This window comes from Janthinobacterium rivuli, from assembly GCF_029690045.1.
GTDB classification, from domain to species: Bacteria; Pseudomonadota; Gammaproteobacteria; order Burkholderiales; family Burkholderiaceae_D; genus Janthinobacterium; species Janthinobacterium rivuli.
Genome location: NZ_CP121464.1, coordinates 2,442,085 through 2,461,662 on the forward strand (window position 1 = coordinate 2,442,085; position 19,578 = coordinate 2,461,662).

At 63.3% G+C, this 19,578-nt stretch carries 18 protein-coding genes and 3 tRNA genes; 14 read left to right on the forward strand and 7 right to left on the reverse strand.

The features are described 5' to 3' along the window. The first annotated feature begins 386 nt into the window (after positions 1 to 386). From P9875_RS11230 to aqpZ, 10 genes are all read left to right on the forward strand, one after another. Positions 387 to 462 (forward strand) — tRNA-Glu (locus P9875_RS11230). A 124-nt stretch (positions 463 to 586) separates the two neighbouring features. After that, positions 587 to 662, forward strand: a tRNA-Glu gene (locus P9875_RS11235). A 57-nt stretch (positions 663 to 719) separates the two neighbouring features. Then, positions 720 to 795, forward strand: a tRNA-Glu gene (locus tag P9875_RS11240). A 94-nt stretch (positions 796 to 889) separates the two neighbouring features. Beyond that, complete coding sequence (earP, locus tag P9875_RS11245; protein WP_278318409.1) at positions 890 to 2,059, forward strand: elongation factor P maturation arginine rhamnosyltransferase EarP; 1,170 nt, start codon at positions 890 to 892, stop codon at positions 2,057 to 2,059. 135 nt (positions 2,060 to 2,194) lie between these two features. After that, entirely contained in the window at positions 2,195 to 2,770 is a 576-nt protein-coding gene (locus tag P9875_RS11250) for an elongation factor P (protein ID WP_034758247.1), read from the forward strand. Positions 2,771 to 2,927: 157 nt separating this feature from the next. Next, a complete protein-coding gene (locus P9875_RS11255; protein WP_051958244.1) occupies positions 2,928 to 4,064 on the forward strand; it encodes an amidase family protein in 1,137 nt (378 codons plus the stop codon). Positions 4,065 to 4,093: 29 nt separating this feature from the next. Next, positions 4,094 to 4,504 (forward strand): hypothetical protein, encoded by a 411-nt coding sequence (locus P9875_RS11260; RefSeq protein ID WP_035817293.1) that lies wholly within the window; start codon positions 4,094 to 4,096, stop codon positions 4,502 to 4,504. A gap of 65 nt (positions 4,505 to 4,569) precedes the next feature. After that, entirely contained in the window at positions 4,570 to 5,028 is a 459-nt protein-coding gene (locus P9875_RS11265; RefSeq protein ID WP_158300182.1) for an Ivy family c-type lysozyme inhibitor, read from the forward strand. Beyond that, positions 5,028 to 5,438: a GNAT family N-acetyltransferase gene (locus P9875_RS11270; protein WP_099402717.1), complete on the forward strand. Its 411-nt coding sequence runs from the start codon at positions 5,028 to 5,030 to the stop codon at positions 5,436 to 5,438. The genes P9875_RS11265 and P9875_RS11270 overlap by 1 nt, the downstream gene beginning before the upstream one ends. Positions 5,439 to 5,666: 228 nt before the next feature. Continuing rightward, entirely contained in the window at positions 5,667 to 6,356 is a 690-nt protein-coding gene (aqpZ, locus tag P9875_RS11275; RefSeq protein ID WP_035817302.1) for an aquaporin Z, read from the forward strand. Between the two features lie 225 nt (positions 6,357 to 6,581). Here the strand turns inward: aqpZ and P9875_RS11280 are convergent, their stop codons facing one another. After that, the gene (locus P9875_RS11280) at positions 6,582 to 7,412 is read right to left on the reverse strand and encodes an AraC family transcriptional regulator (protein ID WP_099402718.1); all 831 of its coding nucleotides are present in this window, start codon (positions 7,410 to 7,412) and stop codon (positions 6,582 to 6,584) included. A gap of 127 nt (positions 7,413 to 7,539) precedes the next feature. Between P9875_RS11280 and P9875_RS11285 the strand changes: the two genes are divergently transcribed. The 4 genes from P9875_RS11285 to P9875_RS11300 all read left to right on the forward strand — a co-directional run bounded on the left by P9875_RS11285 (position 7,540) and on the right by P9875_RS11300 (position 11,548). Further along, a complete protein-coding gene (locus P9875_RS11285; protein WP_423221836.1) occupies positions 7,540 to 8,781 on the forward strand; it encodes an MFS transporter in 1,242 nt (413 codons plus the stop codon). Positions 8,782 to 9,018: 237 nt separating this feature from the next. Continuing rightward, entirely contained in the window at positions 9,019 to 10,401 is a 1,383-nt protein-coding gene (gene cysS, locus P9875_RS11290; protein WP_278318410.1) for a cysteine--tRNA ligase, read from the forward strand. Positions 10,402 to 10,443: 42 nt separating this feature from the next. Continuing rightward, positions 10,444 to 11,013 carry a hypothetical protein gene (locus P9875_RS11295; RefSeq protein ID WP_278318411.1) on the forward strand — a complete coding sequence of 190 codons (570 nt, stop codon included), beginning with the start codon at positions 10,444 to 10,446 and terminating at the stop codon, positions 11,011 to 11,013. Further along, complete coding sequence (locus P9875_RS11300) at positions 11,006 to 11,548, forward strand: hypothetical protein (RefSeq protein ID WP_278318412.1); 543 nt, start codon at positions 11,006 to 11,008, stop codon at positions 11,546 to 11,548. The genes P9875_RS11295 and P9875_RS11300 overlap by 8 nt, the downstream gene beginning before the upstream one ends. Here P9875_RS11300 and dbpA read toward each other — a convergent pair. The 6 genes from dbpA to P9875_RS11330 all read right to left on the reverse strand — a co-directional run bounded on the left by dbpA (position 11,535) and on the right by P9875_RS11330 (position 19,422). Continuing rightward, a complete protein-coding gene (dbpA, locus tag P9875_RS11305; RefSeq protein ID WP_278318413.1) occupies positions 11,535 to 12,962 on the reverse strand; it encodes an ATP-dependent RNA helicase DbpA in 1,428 nt (475 codons plus the stop codon). The genes P9875_RS11300 and dbpA overlap by 14 nt on opposite strands. Positions 12,963 to 13,071: 109 nt before the next feature. Continuing rightward, a complete protein-coding gene (locus P9875_RS11310; protein WP_176390779.1) occupies positions 13,072 to 13,308 on the reverse strand; it encodes a hypothetical protein in 237 nt (78 codons plus the stop codon). Between the two features lie 205 nt (positions 13,309 to 13,513). After that, positions 13,514 to 15,178 (reverse strand): acid phosphatase, encoded by a 1,665-nt coding sequence (locus tag P9875_RS11315; RefSeq protein WP_278318414.1) that lies wholly within the window; start codon positions 15,176 to 15,178, stop codon positions 13,514 to 13,516. A gap of 116 nt (positions 15,179 to 15,294) precedes the next feature. Continuing rightward, positions 15,295 to 17,790, reverse strand: coding sequence for a TonB-dependent siderophore receptor (locus tag P9875_RS11320; RefSeq protein WP_278318415.1), 2,496 nt, complete (start codon positions 17,788 to 17,790; stop codon positions 15,295 to 15,297). Between the two features lie 101 nt (positions 17,791 to 17,891). Continuing rightward, positions 17,892 to 18,902 carry a FecR domain-containing protein gene (locus P9875_RS11325; protein ID WP_278318416.1) on the reverse strand — a complete coding sequence of 337 codons (1,011 nt, stop codon included), beginning with the start codon at positions 18,900 to 18,902 and terminating at the stop codon, positions 17,892 to 17,894. A 1-nt stretch (position 18,903) separates the two neighbouring features. Continuing rightward, a complete protein-coding gene (locus tag P9875_RS11330; protein ID WP_099402728.1) occupies positions 18,904 to 19,422 on the reverse strand; it encodes a sigma-70 family RNA polymerase sigma factor in 519 nt (172 codons plus the stop codon). Between the last annotated feature and the right edge of the window lie 156 nt (positions 19,423 to 19,578).

Below are 19,578 nucleotides of genomic sequence, written 5' to 3' on the forward strand. Positions count from 1 at the left end.
CTCCACCAACAGCGCAGAAATCACACAGTAATCAAAGTCGCCTCGAGCGGCTTTTTTGTTTCCGCGACACTTTTCGCCATACCCCTCGGAGGAATGTGGCGTAGGTCGGATTAGCGCAGCGTAATCCGACAACACCGTCGGCCTAACTCGGCATCCATAAGTCGCTTATGCGGCTTTTTTACGCCTGCTGAAATTACAATAACGCAGTATTTCCGTATCGCACGCGCATCTTCTGCCCCATAGGGAGATCTGTGCAAATAAGATGGAAAATAAAACCCCCGGCAGTTGATTTCGTGAATCGCTTCGTGTTAAACTTCGCGCACGCTTTTTTGAGGGGCTAAGCAAAGCCTTCAACGAAGAGTCCGCTGAGAGTAAAACCAGCACAGGTCCCCATCGTCTAGAGGCCTAGGACATCACCCTTTCACGGTGAGTACAGGGGTTCGAATCCCCTTGGGGACGCCAGGATTTAGTTGTAAAGTAAGAGAGCAGTGCTGAACGGGCCTGACAAGTCAGGCTTTTTTTGTTTCTGCCATATTGCTGCAGTACCGGGTCAGGATGCAAAGTAGTGCATTCAGGACAGATTTATGTCCCCATCGTCTAGAGGCCTAGGACATCACCCTTTCACGGTGAGTACAGGGGTTCGAATCCCCTTGGGGACGCCAGATTCGCAAGCAGTAACAGGTCGGGGTGCGGAATAATGCATCTTGGACAGATTTTCTGTCCCCATCGTCTAGAGGCCTAGGACATCACCCTTTCACGGTGAGTACAGGGGTTCGAATCCCCTTGGGGACGCCAGACCGGCTGAATCAGCCAACAAAAAGCCGCCTGGTAACAGTGCGGCTTTTTTGTTATGGGTCGCCATGCCAACGTTTTTCTCTTTCCCTTGCATATGCCATTACCCACCGATCGCGCAGCATCTCTGGCCATCTTCTGCAAAGTCGTCGACAACTACGGTGATATCGGCATTTGCTGGCGCCTCGCGCGGCAGTTGAGCGGCGAGCATGGCGTCGCCGTCACCCTGTGGGTCGATGATTTACCGAGTTTCCAGCGTATCTGCCCTGAAGTCGACGTGGCGGCCGAAGCGCAGCGCGTCTCCGGCGTCACGGTGCGCCACTGGCGCGGCCAGGATGGCGTGTTTTCGCCCGCCGATATCGCCGATATCGTCATCGAGTTTTTTGCCTGCGACATTCCGCCCGGCTATATCGCCGCCATGGCGCAGTGCGCCCCGCAGCCCGTGTGGCTGAACCTGGAAGGCTTGACGGCGGAAGAGTGGGTCGAAGGCTGCCATGCGCTGACGTCGCCGCGCCACGGCATGATCAAGCATTTCTTCTTCCCCGGTTTTACCAATAAAACGGGCGGCTTGCTGCGCGAGGCGGCGCTCGATGAAAAAAGGCTGGCATTCCAGGCTGATGCCGGCGTCATGGCGGCATTCCTGGGGCAATTCGGCGTGAGTCCGGCGGAAATGTCTGCCTTGAAGGTATCGCTGTTCTGCTACCCGTCCGCGCCCGTCGCCGAGCTGTTTGGCGTGTGGCAGGCGGGCAGCGAACCCGTGACGTGCCTGGTGCCGGAAGGCGTCGCGTTCGATTCCGTTCAGGCCTTTATCGGCGATGATGCGGCGGTGGCCGGTGCGGCGCGCACGCGCGGCGCGCTCACCGTGCGCGTGCTGCCGTTCGTGCCGCAAGACGATTACGACCGTCTGCTGTGGGCTTGCGACGTCAATCTCGTGCGCGGCGAAGATTCCTTCGTGCGCGCGCAATGGGCTGGCCAGCCGTTTCTCTGGCATATCTATGTGCAGGATGAAAACTTGCATCACGTGAAATTGCGCGCCTTCCTGCAGCGCTATGCGATGGACGCGGACGGCGCCATCGACAGCCTGGTGCAAGCGGCGCTGGCCTGGAATGACGCCAGCGCGGATGCCTCGCCATGGACGCAGCTGTGGCCCGCATTGCAGGCCGATCTGCCGCGCATCCGGGCGCGCGCGCAGGCCTGGCAGCGGCAGATGCAGGCTAATGGCGATCTGGCAAGTAAGCTGCTGGCATTCGCTGGCGCGACGAGATAGGCGCTTGCCAAAAATTAAGGTAAAATGCTCGGTTATTTCTAACGTATTTTTAACCGATCAAACGCAAGCTTGCGGCGCTGATGGCGCACAGGCGGCAGATGGTCTTCATGCAACCCACTTTTTACGTACATTCCTATGAAACCCGCAAAAGAAATTCGTGTTGGCAATATCATCATGGTCGACAGCAAGCCAATGATCGTGTTGCGTTCTGATGTCAACGGTTCGAGCCGCACGGGCTTCACCTACAAATGGAAGATGAAAAATCTTCTGACGAACACCCCGATGGAAAACGTGTTCCGCGGCGACGACAAGTTCGACGTTGTTGTTCTGGATAAAAAGCCAGTGACGTATTCGTACTTCGCCGACCCGCTGTTCGTGTTCATGGACACCGAGTACAACCAGTACGAAATTGAAGAAGAAAACCTGGGCGAAGCGCTGAACTACCTGAAAGATGGCATGGAATGCGAAGCCATTTTCTACGACGGCAAAGCGATCTCCGTTGAACTGCCTACGACCATCGCCCGTCAAGTGGTGTACTCGGAGCCAGCGGTCAAGGGCAACACCTCGGGCAACGTCCTGAAAGAAGCCAAGATCGAAAACGCCATCGACGCACATCGCCACACCGTGCAAGTGCCGCTGTTCGTGGCACAGGACGACGTCATCGAAATCGACACCCGTACCAACGAATACAAGCGTGTTGTACGCAACTGATTTGCCCCAGTGCCAAATCATCAAGAAACGCTGCCTTCGGGCAGCGTTTTTTTTGCTTAAAAAATAATTCCCTTCAACAACAATTGTGTTGCAAGGACTGCTATGCTATGGCTAGAACATTATTGCGGTAGAAACATTGAAGTTTCCTGGAGATACCATGCAGCGCAGTCAGATGTTACGCGGTGGCGCGTCGCGTCCCGTATTGGCCCGTGCCACGGCGCCCGCCAGTCCCATGGCCCATCTGCTCGATGCGGGCGTCTTGCCGCAACAGCAGATGATGCAGGCAGGCAAACTCAGTTCCCATGCGCTGACGTCGCAGTACCTGGGGCGTATCCGCTCCCTGTGCAGCATCGGCGCGCGCGCCTATCCCGGCATTGAAATCAATCCCGATGCGCTGAAAATTGCCCTGGAAATGGACCGCGAACGGCAAGTGCACAAGGTGCGCGGTCCCTTGCATGGCATTCCCGTCGTCTTGCGCGACAATATCGCCACGGGCGACCGCATGAAGACGCGCACGCAGTCACCGCTGGCCACGCATGCCGGCTGCGATTCCTTCGTGGCGGCGCGCCTGCGCGCGGCCGGCGCCGTCATCATCGGCAAAAGCAATTTGCGCCAGTGGGCCGCCGTCAGCGTGCCGCATGCCACTGCCAGCTGGGCCGGGCTGACCATCCTGGCCGTCGACAGCGCGGCGGACGGCTCCATCGTCGCGCCTGCTTCAAACTGCGGCCTGGTCGCCATCAAGCCCACGGGCAGGACTGCCGCGGGGCAGGGCGGTGAGCCAGCCACGGCCGGACCGATGGCGCCCAGCGTGCGTGAGGCGGCCTGGCTGCTCGCAGCCTTGAGCGGCGAGCGCCTGGCCGATGGTGTGGTGCTCGATACTGCCGGTTTGCATGGGCGCCGCATCGGCGTGGCGCGCAGCCTGTTCGGCCAGTGTGCCGGGACCGATGCCGTGATCGGGCAGGCGCTGCTGGCGTTGCGCGAACAGGGCGCGCAACTGATCGAGATCCCGGCCGCGCCCGTGCCTGGCGGCATCGAAGCGTTGCTGTGCTCGCATGGGTTCGATGCGCTGGTGGGGCCTACCTGTCATGGCGTGGCGCAGGCGCCGTCGGCCTTGCCGCATATCACGGTGCCGGCCGGCGTGGCCGGCGGCGCGCCGGTCGGTTTGTCCTTCATCGGTCCTGCCCACGGTGACATGCAGCTCATTGCGATGGCGTACGCCTACGAGCAGGCGACCTTGCACCGGCGCACGCCGGCGCTGCCGTCGAGCATTACCCTGGCGCTGCGCCTGCCATGATGATTCTTTTCGTTTTCTTGCGATAAATTATGCTTGCAATCTTGCTGCTGAGCGCGGCCGTGGCCGCCACCCCGACTCCTTTCGACGCCACGCAATTGTCTGGCAGCTGGTCCGACAGCGTGAATACGAATAGTGTGTGCGAAGAAGCGCGGCACTTTACGCGCATGCAGTTGTCTGACGATCATCAGCGGCTGGCGATCTTTAATGACCGGACGTGGAAAAGCAAGTTGGGTGAAACCAACCGCTTCGCCGCGACCGTGGTGGCGGAAACGGAGCATAGCTTGACGTTGCGCTATGACAATGAAACCCGTGTCAATGCCGCTGGCAAGCTGGTGGAATGGCAGTTGATCATCGTCGCGCCCGGCGTGTACCGCTGGCGCGAGACGGGCTGGGCGGAAGGCAAGGTCAACGGGGTCGTCGGCATCCGCTGTTCTCCCTGAGGCCGCTGCGCAAGCATGCCATTCTGCTATGCTGCCCCCATTATTGGATGCTTTTAGGAGATTGCATGTCCGCACGTTTGCTCTTACCCCTGTTCCTTGGCGCCGCCGTGACGCTGGCCGCCATGCCGGCGCAAGCGCGTACGCCCAAACTGTCGCTGATCGAGCAGGCGCAAAGCTGCGATGGCGGCCCTGCCTGCCCATATTTCCCCGACGTCTACAAGTCTGACTACGCCTTTCGCCAGGCCTTCAATATCGGCCTAAAAAAGGCTGGCCTGAAGCGGCAGCGCTGGGTGCCCGATGGCGTGGCCAGTCCGCTCAAGCCCGTCGAGATCGACGGCAAGGCGCGTCTGCTGAGCAGTGTCTGCGAGCCGCACAATTGCGGCCACCGCTATTCTATTTTGTACGATCCGGCTCAGCGCAGCATGACGGGCGTGTACGTGGGCAGCGACGCCAAGGGCGAACCGCGCACCGTGTATTTCGGCGAGCCCAGCATCGCTGAGGCCGACTTGCTGTACAAGAACTGATGCACGCGCCACTACACATTTCCAGCGAGCGCGGCGACCTGGACGTGCCCATGATCCACCGCTACCTGAGCGAGCAGTCGTACTGGAAGCGCGGCGTGGCGATTGAAACCGTGTGCAAGGGGATCGCCAACGCCCTGTGCTTCGGCGGCTACGTGGACGGCCAGCAAGTGGCGTTCGCCAGGGTCATCACCGACTACACGGATTTTGCCTACCTGCGCGACGTGTTCGTGCTGCCGCCATACCAGGGGCGGGGCTATGGCAAGCAGATGGTGGCCGCCGTGCTCGGCGACGAGCGCTTGCGCCAGGTCGCCTGGATGCTGGGGACCGATGATGCGCATGGCCTGTATGCGGGCTTTGGTTTTGCGCCACTGGAGGCGCCGCACAAATACATGCGCCGCCCCGCGCCATAATGGTTATTAAATTAATAGTTGATTCCAGGATAACCATTAATATTGTTGCATGAGATTAATGTTGCCTTGATAATGACAACATGTCATTATGCGCGCTGTGCTGCGATTGCGTAGCCGTACTTTGCTGGTGTTTTGCCTTGCCATCGCCATGCGGTGAGGGCGAGCTCAATGAGCGGTCTGTCTGGTCGTCCCCTGGTACGTTTTCTCGACTATTTAAAGGAATACATCATGAAACAATATGGCGCCGAATTTCTCGGCACGTTCTGGCTGGTCCTGGGCGGTTGCGGCAGCGCCGTGCTGGCCGCCGCCTTTCCGGGCCTCGGCATCGGCTTTGTCGGCGTGGCGCTGGCGTTTGGCCTGACGGTGCTGACCATGGCTTACGCCATCGGCCACATCTCGGGCTGTCACCTGAATCCCGCCGTCTCGATCGGCCTGTGGGCCGGCGGCCGTTTCCCCGCCAATAAACTTTTGCCGTACATCATCGCGCAAGTGCTGGGCGCCATCGTGGCCGGCGGCGTGCTGTACGTGATCGCCAGCGGCCAGGCCGGCTTCGATGTCAGCAAGGGCTTTGCCTCGAACGGCTTCGGCGCCCATTCGCCGGGCGGCTATTCGATGCTGTCGGCCCTGGTCATTGAAATCGTGCTGACGATGTTCTTCCTGATCGTCATCCTGGGCGCCACCGACAAGCGCGCGCCGGCCGGCTTCGCCCCGCTGCCGATCGGCCTGGCGCTGACGCTGATCCACCTGATCAGCATTCCCGTCACCAATACCTCCGTCAACCCGGCCCGCAGCACGGGCGTGGCCCTGTACGTGGGCGACTGGGCCACCAGCCAGCTGTGGCTGTTCTGGCTGGCACCGATCATCGGCGCCTTGCTGGGCGCGCTGGCCTACCGCTTGATCGCTGGCGAAAAAGAGTAGGCCGGTTTAGACCGCAGGGCGTAAGCCGACAATGCCGGCAACGCAGCTTGTCGGCTTACGCGTGGCCATGCCACGCTAAGCCGACCTACGCGGCGCCCATCATCGGCGCCTTGCCCGGTACGCCGACATCGTCGTAGGTCGGCTTAGCCCGCAGGGCGTAAGCCGACAATTGACAATTGCCGGCAAACCACTTGACGAAAGCAGCCTGCGGGCTGCTTTTTTCGTTTAGTCGGCGGCGCGCCACTCGCTCAGGTAGTGTTGCGGCGTGCGGCCCAGGATGCGGCGGAACATGGCGCTGAAGGCGCTGGGGCTGGCGTAGCCCAGCGCATAGGCGATGGCCGCCACGCCTTCGCCCCGGTCCAGGCGGCAGAAGGCCTCGGCCAGGTGGACTTGCTGCAGCCATTGGCGGTAGTGCAAGCCCGTCTCCTTGGGGAATAAACGGATCAGGGTGCGCGCGCTGGCGCCCGCATCCTGCGCCCACTCTTCGATGCTGCGCCGGCTGCCGGGCGCGCTCATGATGGCCGAGCAGACGGCCACCAGGCGCCGGTCGCGCGGCCAGGGGATGGCGAGGGGTACGGTATCGGCCGCTGCCAGTTCCGACAGGATCAGGTGCGCCAGCCAGTCGCCGCGCCCCGCCAGCGCATATTCGACCGGTTCGGCCAGCAAGGCCAGGATCAGCTCGCGCAACAGCCGGCTCACTTCCAGCACCTTGCAATCGTCGCCATACGGGGCCGCCACTTGCGCATCGATGTACACGGTGCGCATGCTCAGTTCGCTCAAGATGTGGACTTCATGCACGACGCCCACGGGGATCAGCAGGGCGCGCCGCGGCGGCAAGATCCACACGCCGTGTTCGGTGGACACGCGCATCACGCCTTCCGTCGCATACAGCAGCTGCGCCCGCACGTGGCTGTGCGGCGCCGTGTAGTCGCCGGCCGCATATTGCCTGGACATGGCCGTCACGGGGCGCGGCACGTGCTGGTAATCGTGCGAGCTGGTGCTGCGGCTGAACGGCACGCCGTCGGGATGGGTCTGGACGAGTGGTTGGGTGTACATGCTGGTCGTTGGCTTGTCACCTAGTTGTCACTTGGGCGACGATTATTGGAAGTTATCAGTTCAGTGACCATACTATACTGGCTTCTTTGCCGGGCCGCCCGCCGTGCCCGATTATTGCGGATGACACATGCACACAACCACAACTGCCCCAGCATTGGCCAAGTCCGTGCCGGCGGCTCCTTCGCTTCATAGTTCCCAACAACAATCCGGTCTGGCCATGCACATCCTGGGCGCCGTCGCCTTCGTGCATTTGCTCAATGACTTGATCCAGGCATTATTGCCGTCGATTTATCCGATGCTGAAAGCCGAGTTTTCACTCAGTTTTACCCAGGTCGGCCTCATTACCCTGACGTTCCAGTGCACGGCCTCGCTGCTGCAGCCCTGGATCGGCTTGTACACGGACCGCCGTCCGCTGCCATTCCTGCTGCCCGTCGGCATGTGCTTTACCCTGGCCGGCGTGCTGATGCTGTCCGTCGTCTCGACCTTCCCGACTCTGCTGATCGCCGCTGGCCTGATCGGCGTCGGCTCGTCGACCTTCCACCCGGAAGCGTCGCGCGTGGCGCGCATGGCCTCGGGCGGACGCTACGGCTTTGCCCAGTCGCTGTTCCAGGTGGGCGGCAACATCGGTTCCGCGCTGGGGCCGCTGCTGGCGGCCGCCGTCATCGTCAATCGTGGCCACGGCAATGTCGCCTGGTTCAGTTTGCTGGCCGCGCTGGCCATCGGCGTGCTGTACAAGGTCAGCCACTGGTACAGCGGCCACCTGGCCAGCTTCAAGCCGAAGACGGGCGGCCTTGGACCGAACTTGTCGCGCAACAAGGTGATTGGCGCGCTGGGCGTGCTGGCCCTACTGGTGTTTTCGAAGTACATCTACATGGCCAGCCTGTCGAGCTATTACACGTTTTACCTGATCGACAAATTCCACTTGTCGCTCAGCGATGCCCAGCTGTATTTGTTCCTGTTCCTCGCCGCCGTGGCGGCCGGCACCTTCATGGGCGGCCCCATCGGCGACCGCATCGGCCGCAAGCGCGTGATCTGGATTTCCATCCTGGGTGCGGCGCCGTTTACCCTGCTGCTGCCCTACGTCGACCTGTTCTGGACGGCCGTGCTGACGGTGATCATCGGCTTCGTGATTTCGTCCGCCTTTTCCGCCATCGTCGTCTTCGCGCAGGAACTGGTGCCGGGCAAGGTGGGCATGATCGCGGGGATTTTCTTTGGCCTGATGTTCGGCGTGTCCGGCATCGCGGCCGCCGCCATGGGCCACCTGGCCGACGTGGCAGGCATCGCCTATGTGTACAAAATCTGCTCCTACCTGCCGCTGCTGGGCATGTTGACGGTACTGCTGCCGCATATCGAGCAGGCGAAAAAGTAGGCTAGCGCCGCGGGAGGGCTTGACGGCCCGCCCGCGCGCATGCGATATTGTCTCCATGATCTCTTCCATCCTCCATCCAGTCCCTGCATATCGCGCCGCCGCTGCGCTGTGTCCGTGTACCTGGCTTCGCGAGGATGCGGCCCGGCGCCGTTAAATTTTTACTCCTCATTCCGATGGCCACAGTGTTGAAAAACCTGTGGCCATTTTCTTTTTCCGCAACGCACATGAAAGTCCCGCATGACACTTCATTTGTACGACACGTATAGCCGCAGCCTGCGGCCCTTCGAGACCATCGCCCCGGGCCAGGCGGGCCTGTACGCCTGCGGCCCCACGGTCTACGATTACGCGCACATCGGCAACCTGCGCACCTATCTGTTCGTCGACGGCTTGCGCCGCGCGCTCGAATTCAACGGCTTGCAAGTGCGCCACGTGATGAACATCACGGACGTGGGCCATCTGACGTCGGATGCGGACAGCGGCGACGACAAGATCGAGGCGCGCAGCGCCCGCAGCGGCAAGTCGGCCTGGGATATCGCCGCTGAATTCACGCGCGCGTTTGAGGATGACCTGCACGCGCTGAATATCCTGCCGCCCACCGTCTGGTGCCGCGCCACCGACCACATCGCCGAGCAGATTGCCTTCATCCTCGACCTGGAAGCGAAGGGCTACACTTACCGCACGGACGACGGCATTTATTTCGACACGACGCGCCAGGACAGTTATGGAAAACTGGCACGCCTGAACCGCGACGGCCTGCAGGCGGGGAAAAGGGTCGACCTGGGAGAAAAACGCGACATCTGCGACTTCGCGCTGTGGAAGTTCAGCGGCGTGCCGGGACAGCGGCAAATGGAGTGGGACAGTCCGTGGGGCCTGGGTTTTCCGGGCTGGCATATCGAGTGCTCGGCCATGGCGGAAAAGCACCTGGGCGCGTATTTCGACATCCATTGCGGCGGCGAAGACCATGTGGCCGTCCACCACAGCAACGAGATCGCGCAAACGGAAGCGCGCCACGGCACGCGCCTGGCCAACTTCTGGCTGCACGGCGCCTTCCTGAAAACACAGGACGCGAAGATGTCGAAATCGTCGGGCGAATTTTTGCGTTTGCAAAGCCTGGTGGAGCAGGGCGTCGATCCGCTGGCCTACCGCTACCTGTGCCTGGGCGCCCACTACCGCAGCAGCCTCAATTTCACGGACGAAGCCCTGCGCGCCGCCAGCAGCGGCCTGGCGCGCCTGCGGGTCAGCGTACATGGGCTGGGCCAGGCGGATAGTGAGGCCGCTCCTGATCTTGCATGGCTGGCGCGCTTCGCGGCGCAGATCAACGATGACCTGAACTTTCCACGCGCCCTGGCCATGGCCTGGGAACTGTTGAAAAGCGAGCTGCCGGATGCCGTCAAAAAGGCCACCATGGCCCGTTTCGATGCGGCCCTGGGACTCGATCTGCTGGCCTGGCAGCCAGCGCAGGTGGCAGTGCCGCAGCCGGTGCAGGCATGGATGGCGGAACGGGCCATCGCCCGCGCGCAGCGCCAGTGGGCCGAGGCGGACCGTTTGCGTGCACTGGCGCGCGCGGCCGGCTATGACATCGACGATACGCCGCAGGGGCAACAGGCGCGGCCTTTGTGAAGATGTCCGGCATAATGGCCGCCTGATGACACTGGAGATGCCGTGAAGCGCCGTTTGCTGCTATTGAGTTGTTGCCTTGCCTTTTCTGCCGCGCATGCGGCCAGCGAATGTCCTGGCTTTCCCGCGCTGGCCACTTCCAGCGAGGCGCTGCTGGCGCAAGTGCGCGCGCTGCCGCCCGTCGGCATCGACCGCGAGCGGCAGGCGTGCGCGCCGGCGACCGTCATCGATTTCGCCTACAGCGGCGGGGTGCTCTGTCGTTTTGGCAGTGAAGTGGATGCGGCGACATCGGCCGTCACGCGCCTGGCGGACGGCGGTGAACTGGTCGAGTACCTGTATCTGTTCCCGTATGCGCCGGCCACGCATGCGCGCCTGCTGGCGCTGCTGTCCGCGCGGTTTACGCCAGTCGACAGGGCTGCCTGGCCGATCTTCCTGCAGGCGGCCAAGCCCGGCAAGGAAACCACGGCCCTGTTCACCCACGGCGGCTTTTATATCTCGCTGGGCAAGCCCACCGAAGGCGATCCTGCCGCATGGTATTCGAATGTGATCTTTGAAAAGGCGGATAAACCCGCGCTGGGCGTGCGCAAGGTTTGCAAGGAAGCCAGCGATGGCTGAAGCGGATGCCTTTCCGGCCGCATTGGCCGGCACGGTGGCGCAGCTGCTGCCCGCGCTGGGGAGCAGCCACGCACACCCGCCATTTGCCGTTTGCCAGGATGGACAGGTCTTGCTGATCCCGACGCGCACGTATTACGACCGCAAGCTGCTGCTGGCCTGCACGCAGCTGCCCGGCGACGCGGGCGTGCTCGCCCTGTGCCTGGGCACGCGCCACCATGACGGCCATGTGCGCGAAGCGTGTGTAAGGCAGCTCTTGCTGCAGGAGCGGGCGTGGACGGTGCCGTTCGTCGTGCACCTGTGCGGCGAATACGTGCTGGAGATCGTCGAGGCAATTGGCGCGCTGCTGCCGGCCTGGAATGCGCAGGCGCTGGCGCGCTACCTGCGGGAGAACCCCGCGTATGTGACCACCCTGGAGCGGCGCGTCATCAGCTACTGGAACTGCTACTACCGCCGGCAGTATCCCGTGTGGGAAGACTATCCGGGATGCAGGGCCATGGCGGCCCTGCATGCCTTGCAGGCACTTACGCCTCGATAAAGCGCATCTTGAAGCTGCGGCCCTTGATGTTGCCGAAGTCGCGGCCCAAGGTGTTGCCCGCGTTCAGGCGCTTGAATGCCGCCTCGGCCACCTTGCGGTCCAGCGCCACGTAGGTCATGAACTCGAACACGTTGATCTTGCCCACTTGCTCCTTGGTGAGGCCCGCGTCGCCCGTCAGCGCGCCCAGCAAGTCGCCCGGACGCAGCTTGTCCTTCTTGCCGCCCATGATGCACAGGGTGACCATCGGCGCCGGCAGCGCCTCCATTCCGTCATCTTCCGCCAGTTCCTTCAGGTCGTGCCATTCGGCGGCGCTGTTCTGGTATTGCTCGATCAGCTTGACCCATTTTTTCTCGTTTGGCGCGCACAGCGACAGGGCCAGGCCCTTCTTGCTACCGCGGCCCGTGCGGCCGATGCGGTGGATGTGCACTTCCGTGTCCTTCGACACGTCGACGTTGATCACGGCGCCCAGGTCGGAAATATCGAGGCCGCGCGCGGCGACGTCGGTGGCCACCAGCACGGAGCAGCTGCGGTTGGCGAACAGCACGAGGATTTCATCGCGCTCGCGCTGTTCCAGTTCGCCGTACAGGGCCAGTGCGGAAAAGCCTTGCTGGCGCAGTTCTTCGGCCAGTTCGCGGCAATGCACCTTGGTGTTACAGAAGGCCAGGGTCGATTCCGGCTTGAAGTGTTTCAACAGCTTGCCGACGGCGCCATTGCGCTCGTCGAAGCCGATTTCATAGAAGCGCTGTTCGATCTTGTCGTTGTCGTGCTGCGCCTCGACCGTCACTTCCAGCGGATTGACGAGGAACGACGCCGTGGCGCGGCGGATGTCTTCCGGATACGTGGCCGAGAACAGCAAGGTCTGGCGGCGTGCCGGGCAGGCGCTGACGATGCCGGCGATTTCCTCGTAAAAGCCCATGTCCGTCATGCGGTCCGCTTCATCGAGCACCAGGGTTTGCACGTGATTGAGGTTGATGGTGCCGCGGCCCAGGTGGTCGCGCAAACGGCCCGGCGTGCCGACGACGATGTGGGCGCCGTGTTCCAGGGAGGCGATTTGCGGGCGCATCGGCGCGCCGCCCGTCAGGGTCAGGATCTTGATGTTGCCGGCCGCGCGGGCCAGGCGGCGCAGCTCATTGGCCACCTGGTCGGCCAGTTCGCGCGTGGGGCACAGCACCAGTCCCTGCACGGCAAACCAGGTCGGATTGAGCTTGTGCAGAATGCCGATGCCGAAGGCGGCGGTCTTGCCGCTGCCCGTTTTCGCCTGGGCGATCAGGTCGCGGCCATCGAGCACCGCCGGCAGGCTTTGCGCCTGGATGGTGGTCATCTCGTGGTAGCCGAGCGAGTCCAGATTGGCCAAAAAGGCGGGCGTCAGCGGCAGGCTGGAAAAAGAAGTGGTAGTGGCAGTGGTGGTGTTCATAAGGGCGGAGCCGGTAAAAAGCGGGTGGATGGGCACAGTCTACAGGCGTTCTACGCCCTTGTGCGGATGGTGATGAAGCCGGCGGCAAACGGCCGCCCGCGTTGGGAAATCAGGTATCGGGAGCCCAGATGGGCAAACCGGTGAGATCGAGTCCGGCGTCGCGCGTCCAGACGGGCAAGCCCGTGGCGTCGGTCGGCTCCAGCAATTCGAGCTGCACCTGCTTCAAAGCCACCTTGCGCGCGCGCGTGCGGCGCTGCGGCTCCGGCGCCGGCTCTTGGGCCTCGTGCGCTGGCGGCGGGCCGAAGCCGGGCAAGTCGATGGTGGCGTTGTCTTTTTTATCTCTCATTTGCTAACCTCTGTCCCTGGCCTGCGAAAACCAGGGGGCGGGCAAGGTGCTGCCCGCCTATGTCTATACGCTTTAACTTCATCCACAAAACAAAAGCCCGGCTACTGGAGTCGGGCTCATTGTTGGGACAACCTGCAGGAAAACTTGTCCTGCGGATTTAAGTGCGGCACGCAGTGTATCACAGGCGTGCCGCATTGTGGGTGGCTTAGCGGAAGCTGAGGGCGCCCGTCAGGTCGCCCGGCGGCAGCGCGCCGCGTGACGCAAAGGCGTCATTGCGCACTTTCAGGCCTTCGAGCAGCGGCAGGTCGTGCAGACGCGTGATCAGGCGCAGGATCGACGTCGTGTCATAAAAACTGTGGTCGACGGCGCCTTTCTTCGCGTACGGCGAGATGACGATGGCGGGAATGCGCGTGCCCGGACCCCAGCGGTCGCCTTTTGGCGGCGCCACGTGATCCCACCAGCCGCCGTTTTCATCGAACGTGATCACCACGATCATGTCTTTCCACTGCGGCGATTCCTTCAGATGCTGGATGACGTTGGCCACGTGCTGGTCGCCCGACTCGATATCCGAGTACCCGGCGTGCAGGTTCAGATTGCCCTGCGGCTTGTAGAAGGTCACGGCCGGCAGCTTGCCCGCCACGGCGGCGGCGAGGAATTTGTTCGAGATGGGGCTGTCGCCCGTGCCGCCGTCGCGCAGGTGTTCGGCGCGCGCGGCCGTGCCTGGGGCGAACTGCTTGAAGTAGTTCAGCGGCTGGTGGTGGAACTGGAAGTTCGGTTTGCTGCCGCCGCCCTTGTGGTCGAGCGCCGCTTGCCAGCCGCCGCCATACCACGCCCAGCTGACGCCCTTGCGCGACAGCAGGTCGCCGATGGTGTCATAGGTTTGCGGCGGCAGGGTATTCGCGTCCGCCGGGTCGGCATGCAGCGGGTCGCCGTCGAAGGCGGGGCGGATATAGCTCGGTTGATATGGCGGCGCCATGGTGTTGACGGCGTAGCCGTCCGGCGTGAGGGCGCCATCATTGACGTATTTCGGCTTGCCGTCCAGCGCGGAGGCGGGGCAGTCGGGCGAAATGGCCAGGCGCACGCCTTGCGGGCCGTCGGACAGCACGGCGATCTTTTTCTTCGCTGCCGTCTCGGAAGCATTGAAGTATTCGTTGGCGCGGCCCGTCACCAGGAACTGGTGGTTCATGTAGGAGCCGCCGAAGGCCGCCATGAAGAAGTTGTCGCACAGGGTGTACTGCTCGGCGATCTGCCACAGGTTCAGGTTTTTCGACGTTTCGCCGTAGTGGCCCATCACCAGGCCGCCGCTGTCGGCCCACGCGGCAAAGCCGTCGTTCTTGCCGCCGTTGATCTGCATCTGGTTGTTATAGAAGCGGTGCACGAGGTCGCGCGTGATGATGCTCTCGGGCAGGGGCTTGCCGGCTGCGTCGCTCAATTTGTAGGGCGCGTTCGGCAGGCCGGAAATCTGCTCTTCCTTGATCAGATAATCGATGCCGCCGATATTTTGCTGGTTCGGCACGAGGCCGCCCCAGATCTTCGGCAGGGTGGCCAGCGGCTTGCCGTCGCGGTCCAGCTGCTGCGCCTGTTCGGCCGTGACGGCGGACAGGGGCGCGCTGGTGCCGGGGAAGTTGGCGAACAGGTTGTTGAAGCTGCGGTTTTCCAGGTAGATCACGACCACGTTCTTGACGTGCGCCTTGAGTTTCGCGTCGAGCGAACCCTTGGCGATGGTCTTTTTTGCTGGCGCGGCGTCGGCCAGCGCTGGCAGGCTGGCGGCCAGGCCGACTGCGGAAGCGGCCTGGAAAATGCGCCGGCGCGAGGGATTGGCGGGTTGGTCGGCCGGATCGGCTGGCAGGGCGGGGGCGAGGTCCTTCACACATTCTCCTTGGGTGTCTCTATGGGCACGGGCGTTGACGGGAATGGCCGGCAACGCCCGTGAAGCGGGAAAATTGTATCACCGGCCCTGCGCCAATGTGAAATATTCAGCCCGGCCTAGAATTGATAGCGCACGCTTAATGCCACCTTGCGCGCCGGGCCATACATGCCCGAGTACCACCAGTCCGAGATCGAGGCCGTGTACTGCTTGTCGAACAGGTTGGACACGTTGACGGTGGCCGACAGCTTGTCGTTGACGTCGTAGCGCGCCATCAGGCTGGCCACCGAGTAGGCCTTCTGTTCCCAGTGCAGGGTACTCTTGATCTGCCATGCGTCGATGTCGGAATACACGCGGCTCTGCCAGTTCATGCCGCCGCCCACCGTCAGGCGATGCAGCTCGCCGGGCAGGCGGTAAGTGGTCCACAGTTTCACCAGGTGGCGCGGGAAGGTGCCCAGGATGGCCTTGCCTTCATTGTTTTCCGTCTGGCTGTACGACCACGAGGCCGAGATGTTCCAGTCCGGCGTCAGGGCGCCCGTCGCTTCCAGGTCCACGCCCTGGGTTTTGGCGCCCTTGATGGCGCGGCTGGCGAAATTTTGGGTGCCAGGCACGTAGTAACCTGGATCCGACTCGGCCAGGTTGTTCTGGCGGATCTGGTACAGCGCGGCGGCCGTGTTCAGGCGCCCATCGAGCCAGCCGCTCTTGACGCCCGCTTCCAGGGTCTTGCCTTCGCGCGGCGCCAGCAGCTGGCCATAGCGGTCCTGCGATGCTTGCGGCTGATGGATGGTGGAGTAGCTGGCGTAGGCGCTGTGCGTGCCGTCGATGTCGAACACCAGGCCGCCATACGGCGTGACGACGCGGCTTTCCGAGGCTGGCGCCGCGTTGTAATAGGACTCGGCAGGCGTGTTCGAGATGTAATTTTCGTCGTAGCGCAGCACTTTTGCCCCGGCGATCAATTTCAGGCGCTCGGAGAGATGGAGGCGCGTGGCGGCATACACGCTGGCCTGGCGGCGCGTGCTGTCGTTGGTGCCATAGGTGCCGCCAAACACGGGCGTCGCCGTGCGATTCCAGCGGTACAGGTTGGCGGGCGTGCGCTCGATGCTTTTGTCGAAACGGGCATCCGTCGTGCTTTGAAATTCGCTGTAATCCATGCCCAGCACCAGTTCGTGCTGGCGGCCGAATGCGCTGAACGGTCCGCGCACATTGACATCCACGCTGTTGATCTGGAGCTGGTAGTCGCGGTAGTCGGCGTTCAAGCGCAGGCCATCGCCCGTGGCCTGGTCGGGCAAGCCGCCACTGACGCTCAGGTAGACGGCGCGCTCTTCCTGCGACGACTGCACGCGGTTGGCCGATATTTTCAGCTTCCAGTCGTTTGCCAGCGCGTGTTCCACAGTGGCGAAGAGGTCGGTCGAATTGGTGTCGAAGCGGTTCGATTTGGCCGCCGGGCTGAACGAGCGGGGCAGGTCCGTCATGGCGCCATTGCTGTAGAACAGGGGGAAGCCCAGGTAGGACAACGATCCATTCGTGCGCTTGCGCTGGTGCGTGACGCCAGCCGTCAGCTTCGTGTCGGCGGACAGATCCGCCTCGACCACGCCGTAGACCACTTTCTTGTCGCGGTTGTAGCCGTCGACGATGCTGTCGCCTTCCTCGTACACCGTCACCAGGCGGCCGCGCACGGTGCCTGCCTCGTTCAGCGGACCCGCGATGTCGGCCATGGCGCGCCGCTCATCGTGGGAACCCAGCTCGCCTTCGACGGACGCCTGGAACTGCGCCGTCGGCTTCTTGCGCACCATGTTGATGGCGCCCGAGGCATCGCCCGCACCCGTCATCAGGCCCGAGGCGCCGCGCAGCACTTCGATGCGGTCGTATAGCGCCATGTCGGCCAGGCTTTGCGACGGTATCGCATTGAGGCCCATGGTTTCCGAGTGCGTGCTGACGCCGTCGAGCTGGTAATTGCTGATCGAATAGCCGCGCGAAGTAAAGCCCGTGCGTTCGCTGCCCAGCGAATACAGGGTGATGCCCGGCGTTTGCGCCATCACTTGCGCAATCGTGCTCAAGCCCTGATCCTGCATGCGCTGCTGCGTGATGACGCTGACCGATTGCGGCGTTTCCTTCACGGACAGGCCCAGCGGCGTGGCCGTGGCGATCGGCAGGGTGGAGACATACGCGCCCGAGCCTTCCGTCGCATCCTGCTGCGCCTTGACCGACACTTCCGGCATCATCGACAGCGCTTCGCCACCGGCCGCCGCATCGGCCGGACGCAGGACAAAGCTGCCATTGGCGCTGCGCTCGGCCTTCAGGCCCGTGCCGCGCAGCACGCCGTTCAGGGCGGCCAGCACGTCGTGGCGGCCGCTCAAGCCGGCCGACGTCTTGCCGCGCGTCTGTTCCGGCGTGAAGCTGAGAATGACCCGCGACTGGCTGGCGACCTGGCGCAGCGCCGCTGCCAGGTCGCCGGCCGGCACCTGGAAATCCTGACTGGTGGCTGGCGCTGTGGCGCTTTCCTGCGCCAGGGCTGGCGCCTGGGCGTTCAGCAGCAGGGCCGAACCGATGAAGACGAGTTGAATGGCATGCGCCATGCGCTTGATGCGCGGCTTGGAATGAATGGCAAGAGACATGGTTACCTTGTGGTGTAGTCGTCAAAAAGAACGTTGCCTACACAGGTCACGCGAGAAACGAAAGCGGGTACTTTTTTTTGCGCCGGCGTCAAAATATATTTTCAGCGCGGCTGGCGCGCCTCGACCTGCACCCAGTAGCGCGTGCGCAGGCGCACGTCCACCGGCAGGGAATCGGGCAGCGACAGCAGCACGGCGTCCAGGTCGGCCAGCGGGAAGACGCCGGAGATGCGCAGGCCGGCGACGGCGTCGTCGCAGCCCAGCAAGCCGTGGCGGTAGCGGCTCAGTTCATGCAGGAAGTCGCGCAGCGGCATGGCGTCGGCCAGCAGCAAACCCTGGCGCCAGGCCCAGATGTCGGGCGAGACGGCGTGCGCGGGCAGGGCATCGTGCGCCGTCATGCCGCCGCCCTGGCCCGCGCGGATCAGCGGACTGGCGTCGCCATGGCGCGGCATCAGCCGGACGGCGCCTTCCTCGACGGCGACCAGCGTGCTGCCTTCGGTCTGGCGCACCGAGTAGCGCGTGCCCAGCGCCTGCGCCTGGCCTTGCGCCGTTTCGACGAGGAAGGGGCGGTAAGGGCGGCCCGTTTCGTGGGCCGTGGCGATGAAGACTTCGCCCTGCACCAGTTGCAGCAGGCGCCGCGTGCCCGTGTAGCGGATGTTGACGGCGCTGCCGCTGTTCAGGTGCAGACGGCTGCCGTCGGGCAGGGGCAGCTCGCGGCGTTCGCCCACGCCCGTGGACAGGTCGGCCAGCGCGGCGCGGGCAAGGACGGGCGCATAGTCCGAACGCGCGCCGAACCAGCCCGTGAGGCCGATGGTGGCTGTCCACGCCAGCAACTGCAGGCTGCGGCGGCGCGAGATGGTCGAGGCAGGACGGGAGCGCTGTGTCAACGCCGTGCGGCTGGCCTGCGCATCGAGTTCGCGCAAGCCGCCGCTGGCGCTTTCGATGTGTTTCCACGCCCGCTCATGGTCGGGGTGCGCCTGGCGCCACTCGTGCCAGGCCGCTTTTTCCGCCGGCGTCGTTGCGCCGCTCATCAGGGTGGCCAGCCATTCGGCCGCCTGCATGGCGATGGCCAGGTCGATGGGCTGGCCCTGTGCGTAGACGGTGGCGCCGCGCATGTCAGGATGCGGCAAAATCGGGCACGGCAAAAAAGCACAGCAGATTGGCCTTGCTCAGGTATTTTTTGACGGAATGCGTGGTGGTGCCCAGTTCGGCGGCGATCTCGGCATAGGTCATGCCGTCCAGGTGGGCCAGCAGGAAAGCGGCCCTGGCCTTGGCGGACAACTGCTCCAGCGCGCGGTCGACCAGCTGCAGCGATTCGAGCAGGAGGGACATCGCTTCCGGCGACGGCGTGCACGCTTGCGGCTGATGCAGCAGGGCGTCGAGGTAGGCCCGTTCGAGCGCTTCGCGCCGGCAGTGGTTGGCCAGCAGGCGCTTGGCGATGGTGGCCAGGAAGGGGCGCGGCTGCGCGATCCCGGCGCTGCTGCGCGCGACGAAAATCTTGATGAAGGTATCTTGCGCCAGGTCGCCGGCCAGCCCCGCATCGTGCAGGCGGCGCTTCAGCCAGTGCAGCAGCCAGGAATGGTGCTCGGCATACAGGGCCTGGAAATCGGACGACGGGGAAGGGGCGGACAACATGGCGGGTGGAATGCGGCTTAATCTAAATGAGAATTGTTCTCATAATAGCGCAGCGGCGCGCGCCAGGCAATCAGGAAAACGCGGCGTTGCTGAAATGCGACTGCATGCCCGGCTCGTGTGCAGTGCCGGATTTGCGCCTGCGCACGGCAGATGTAA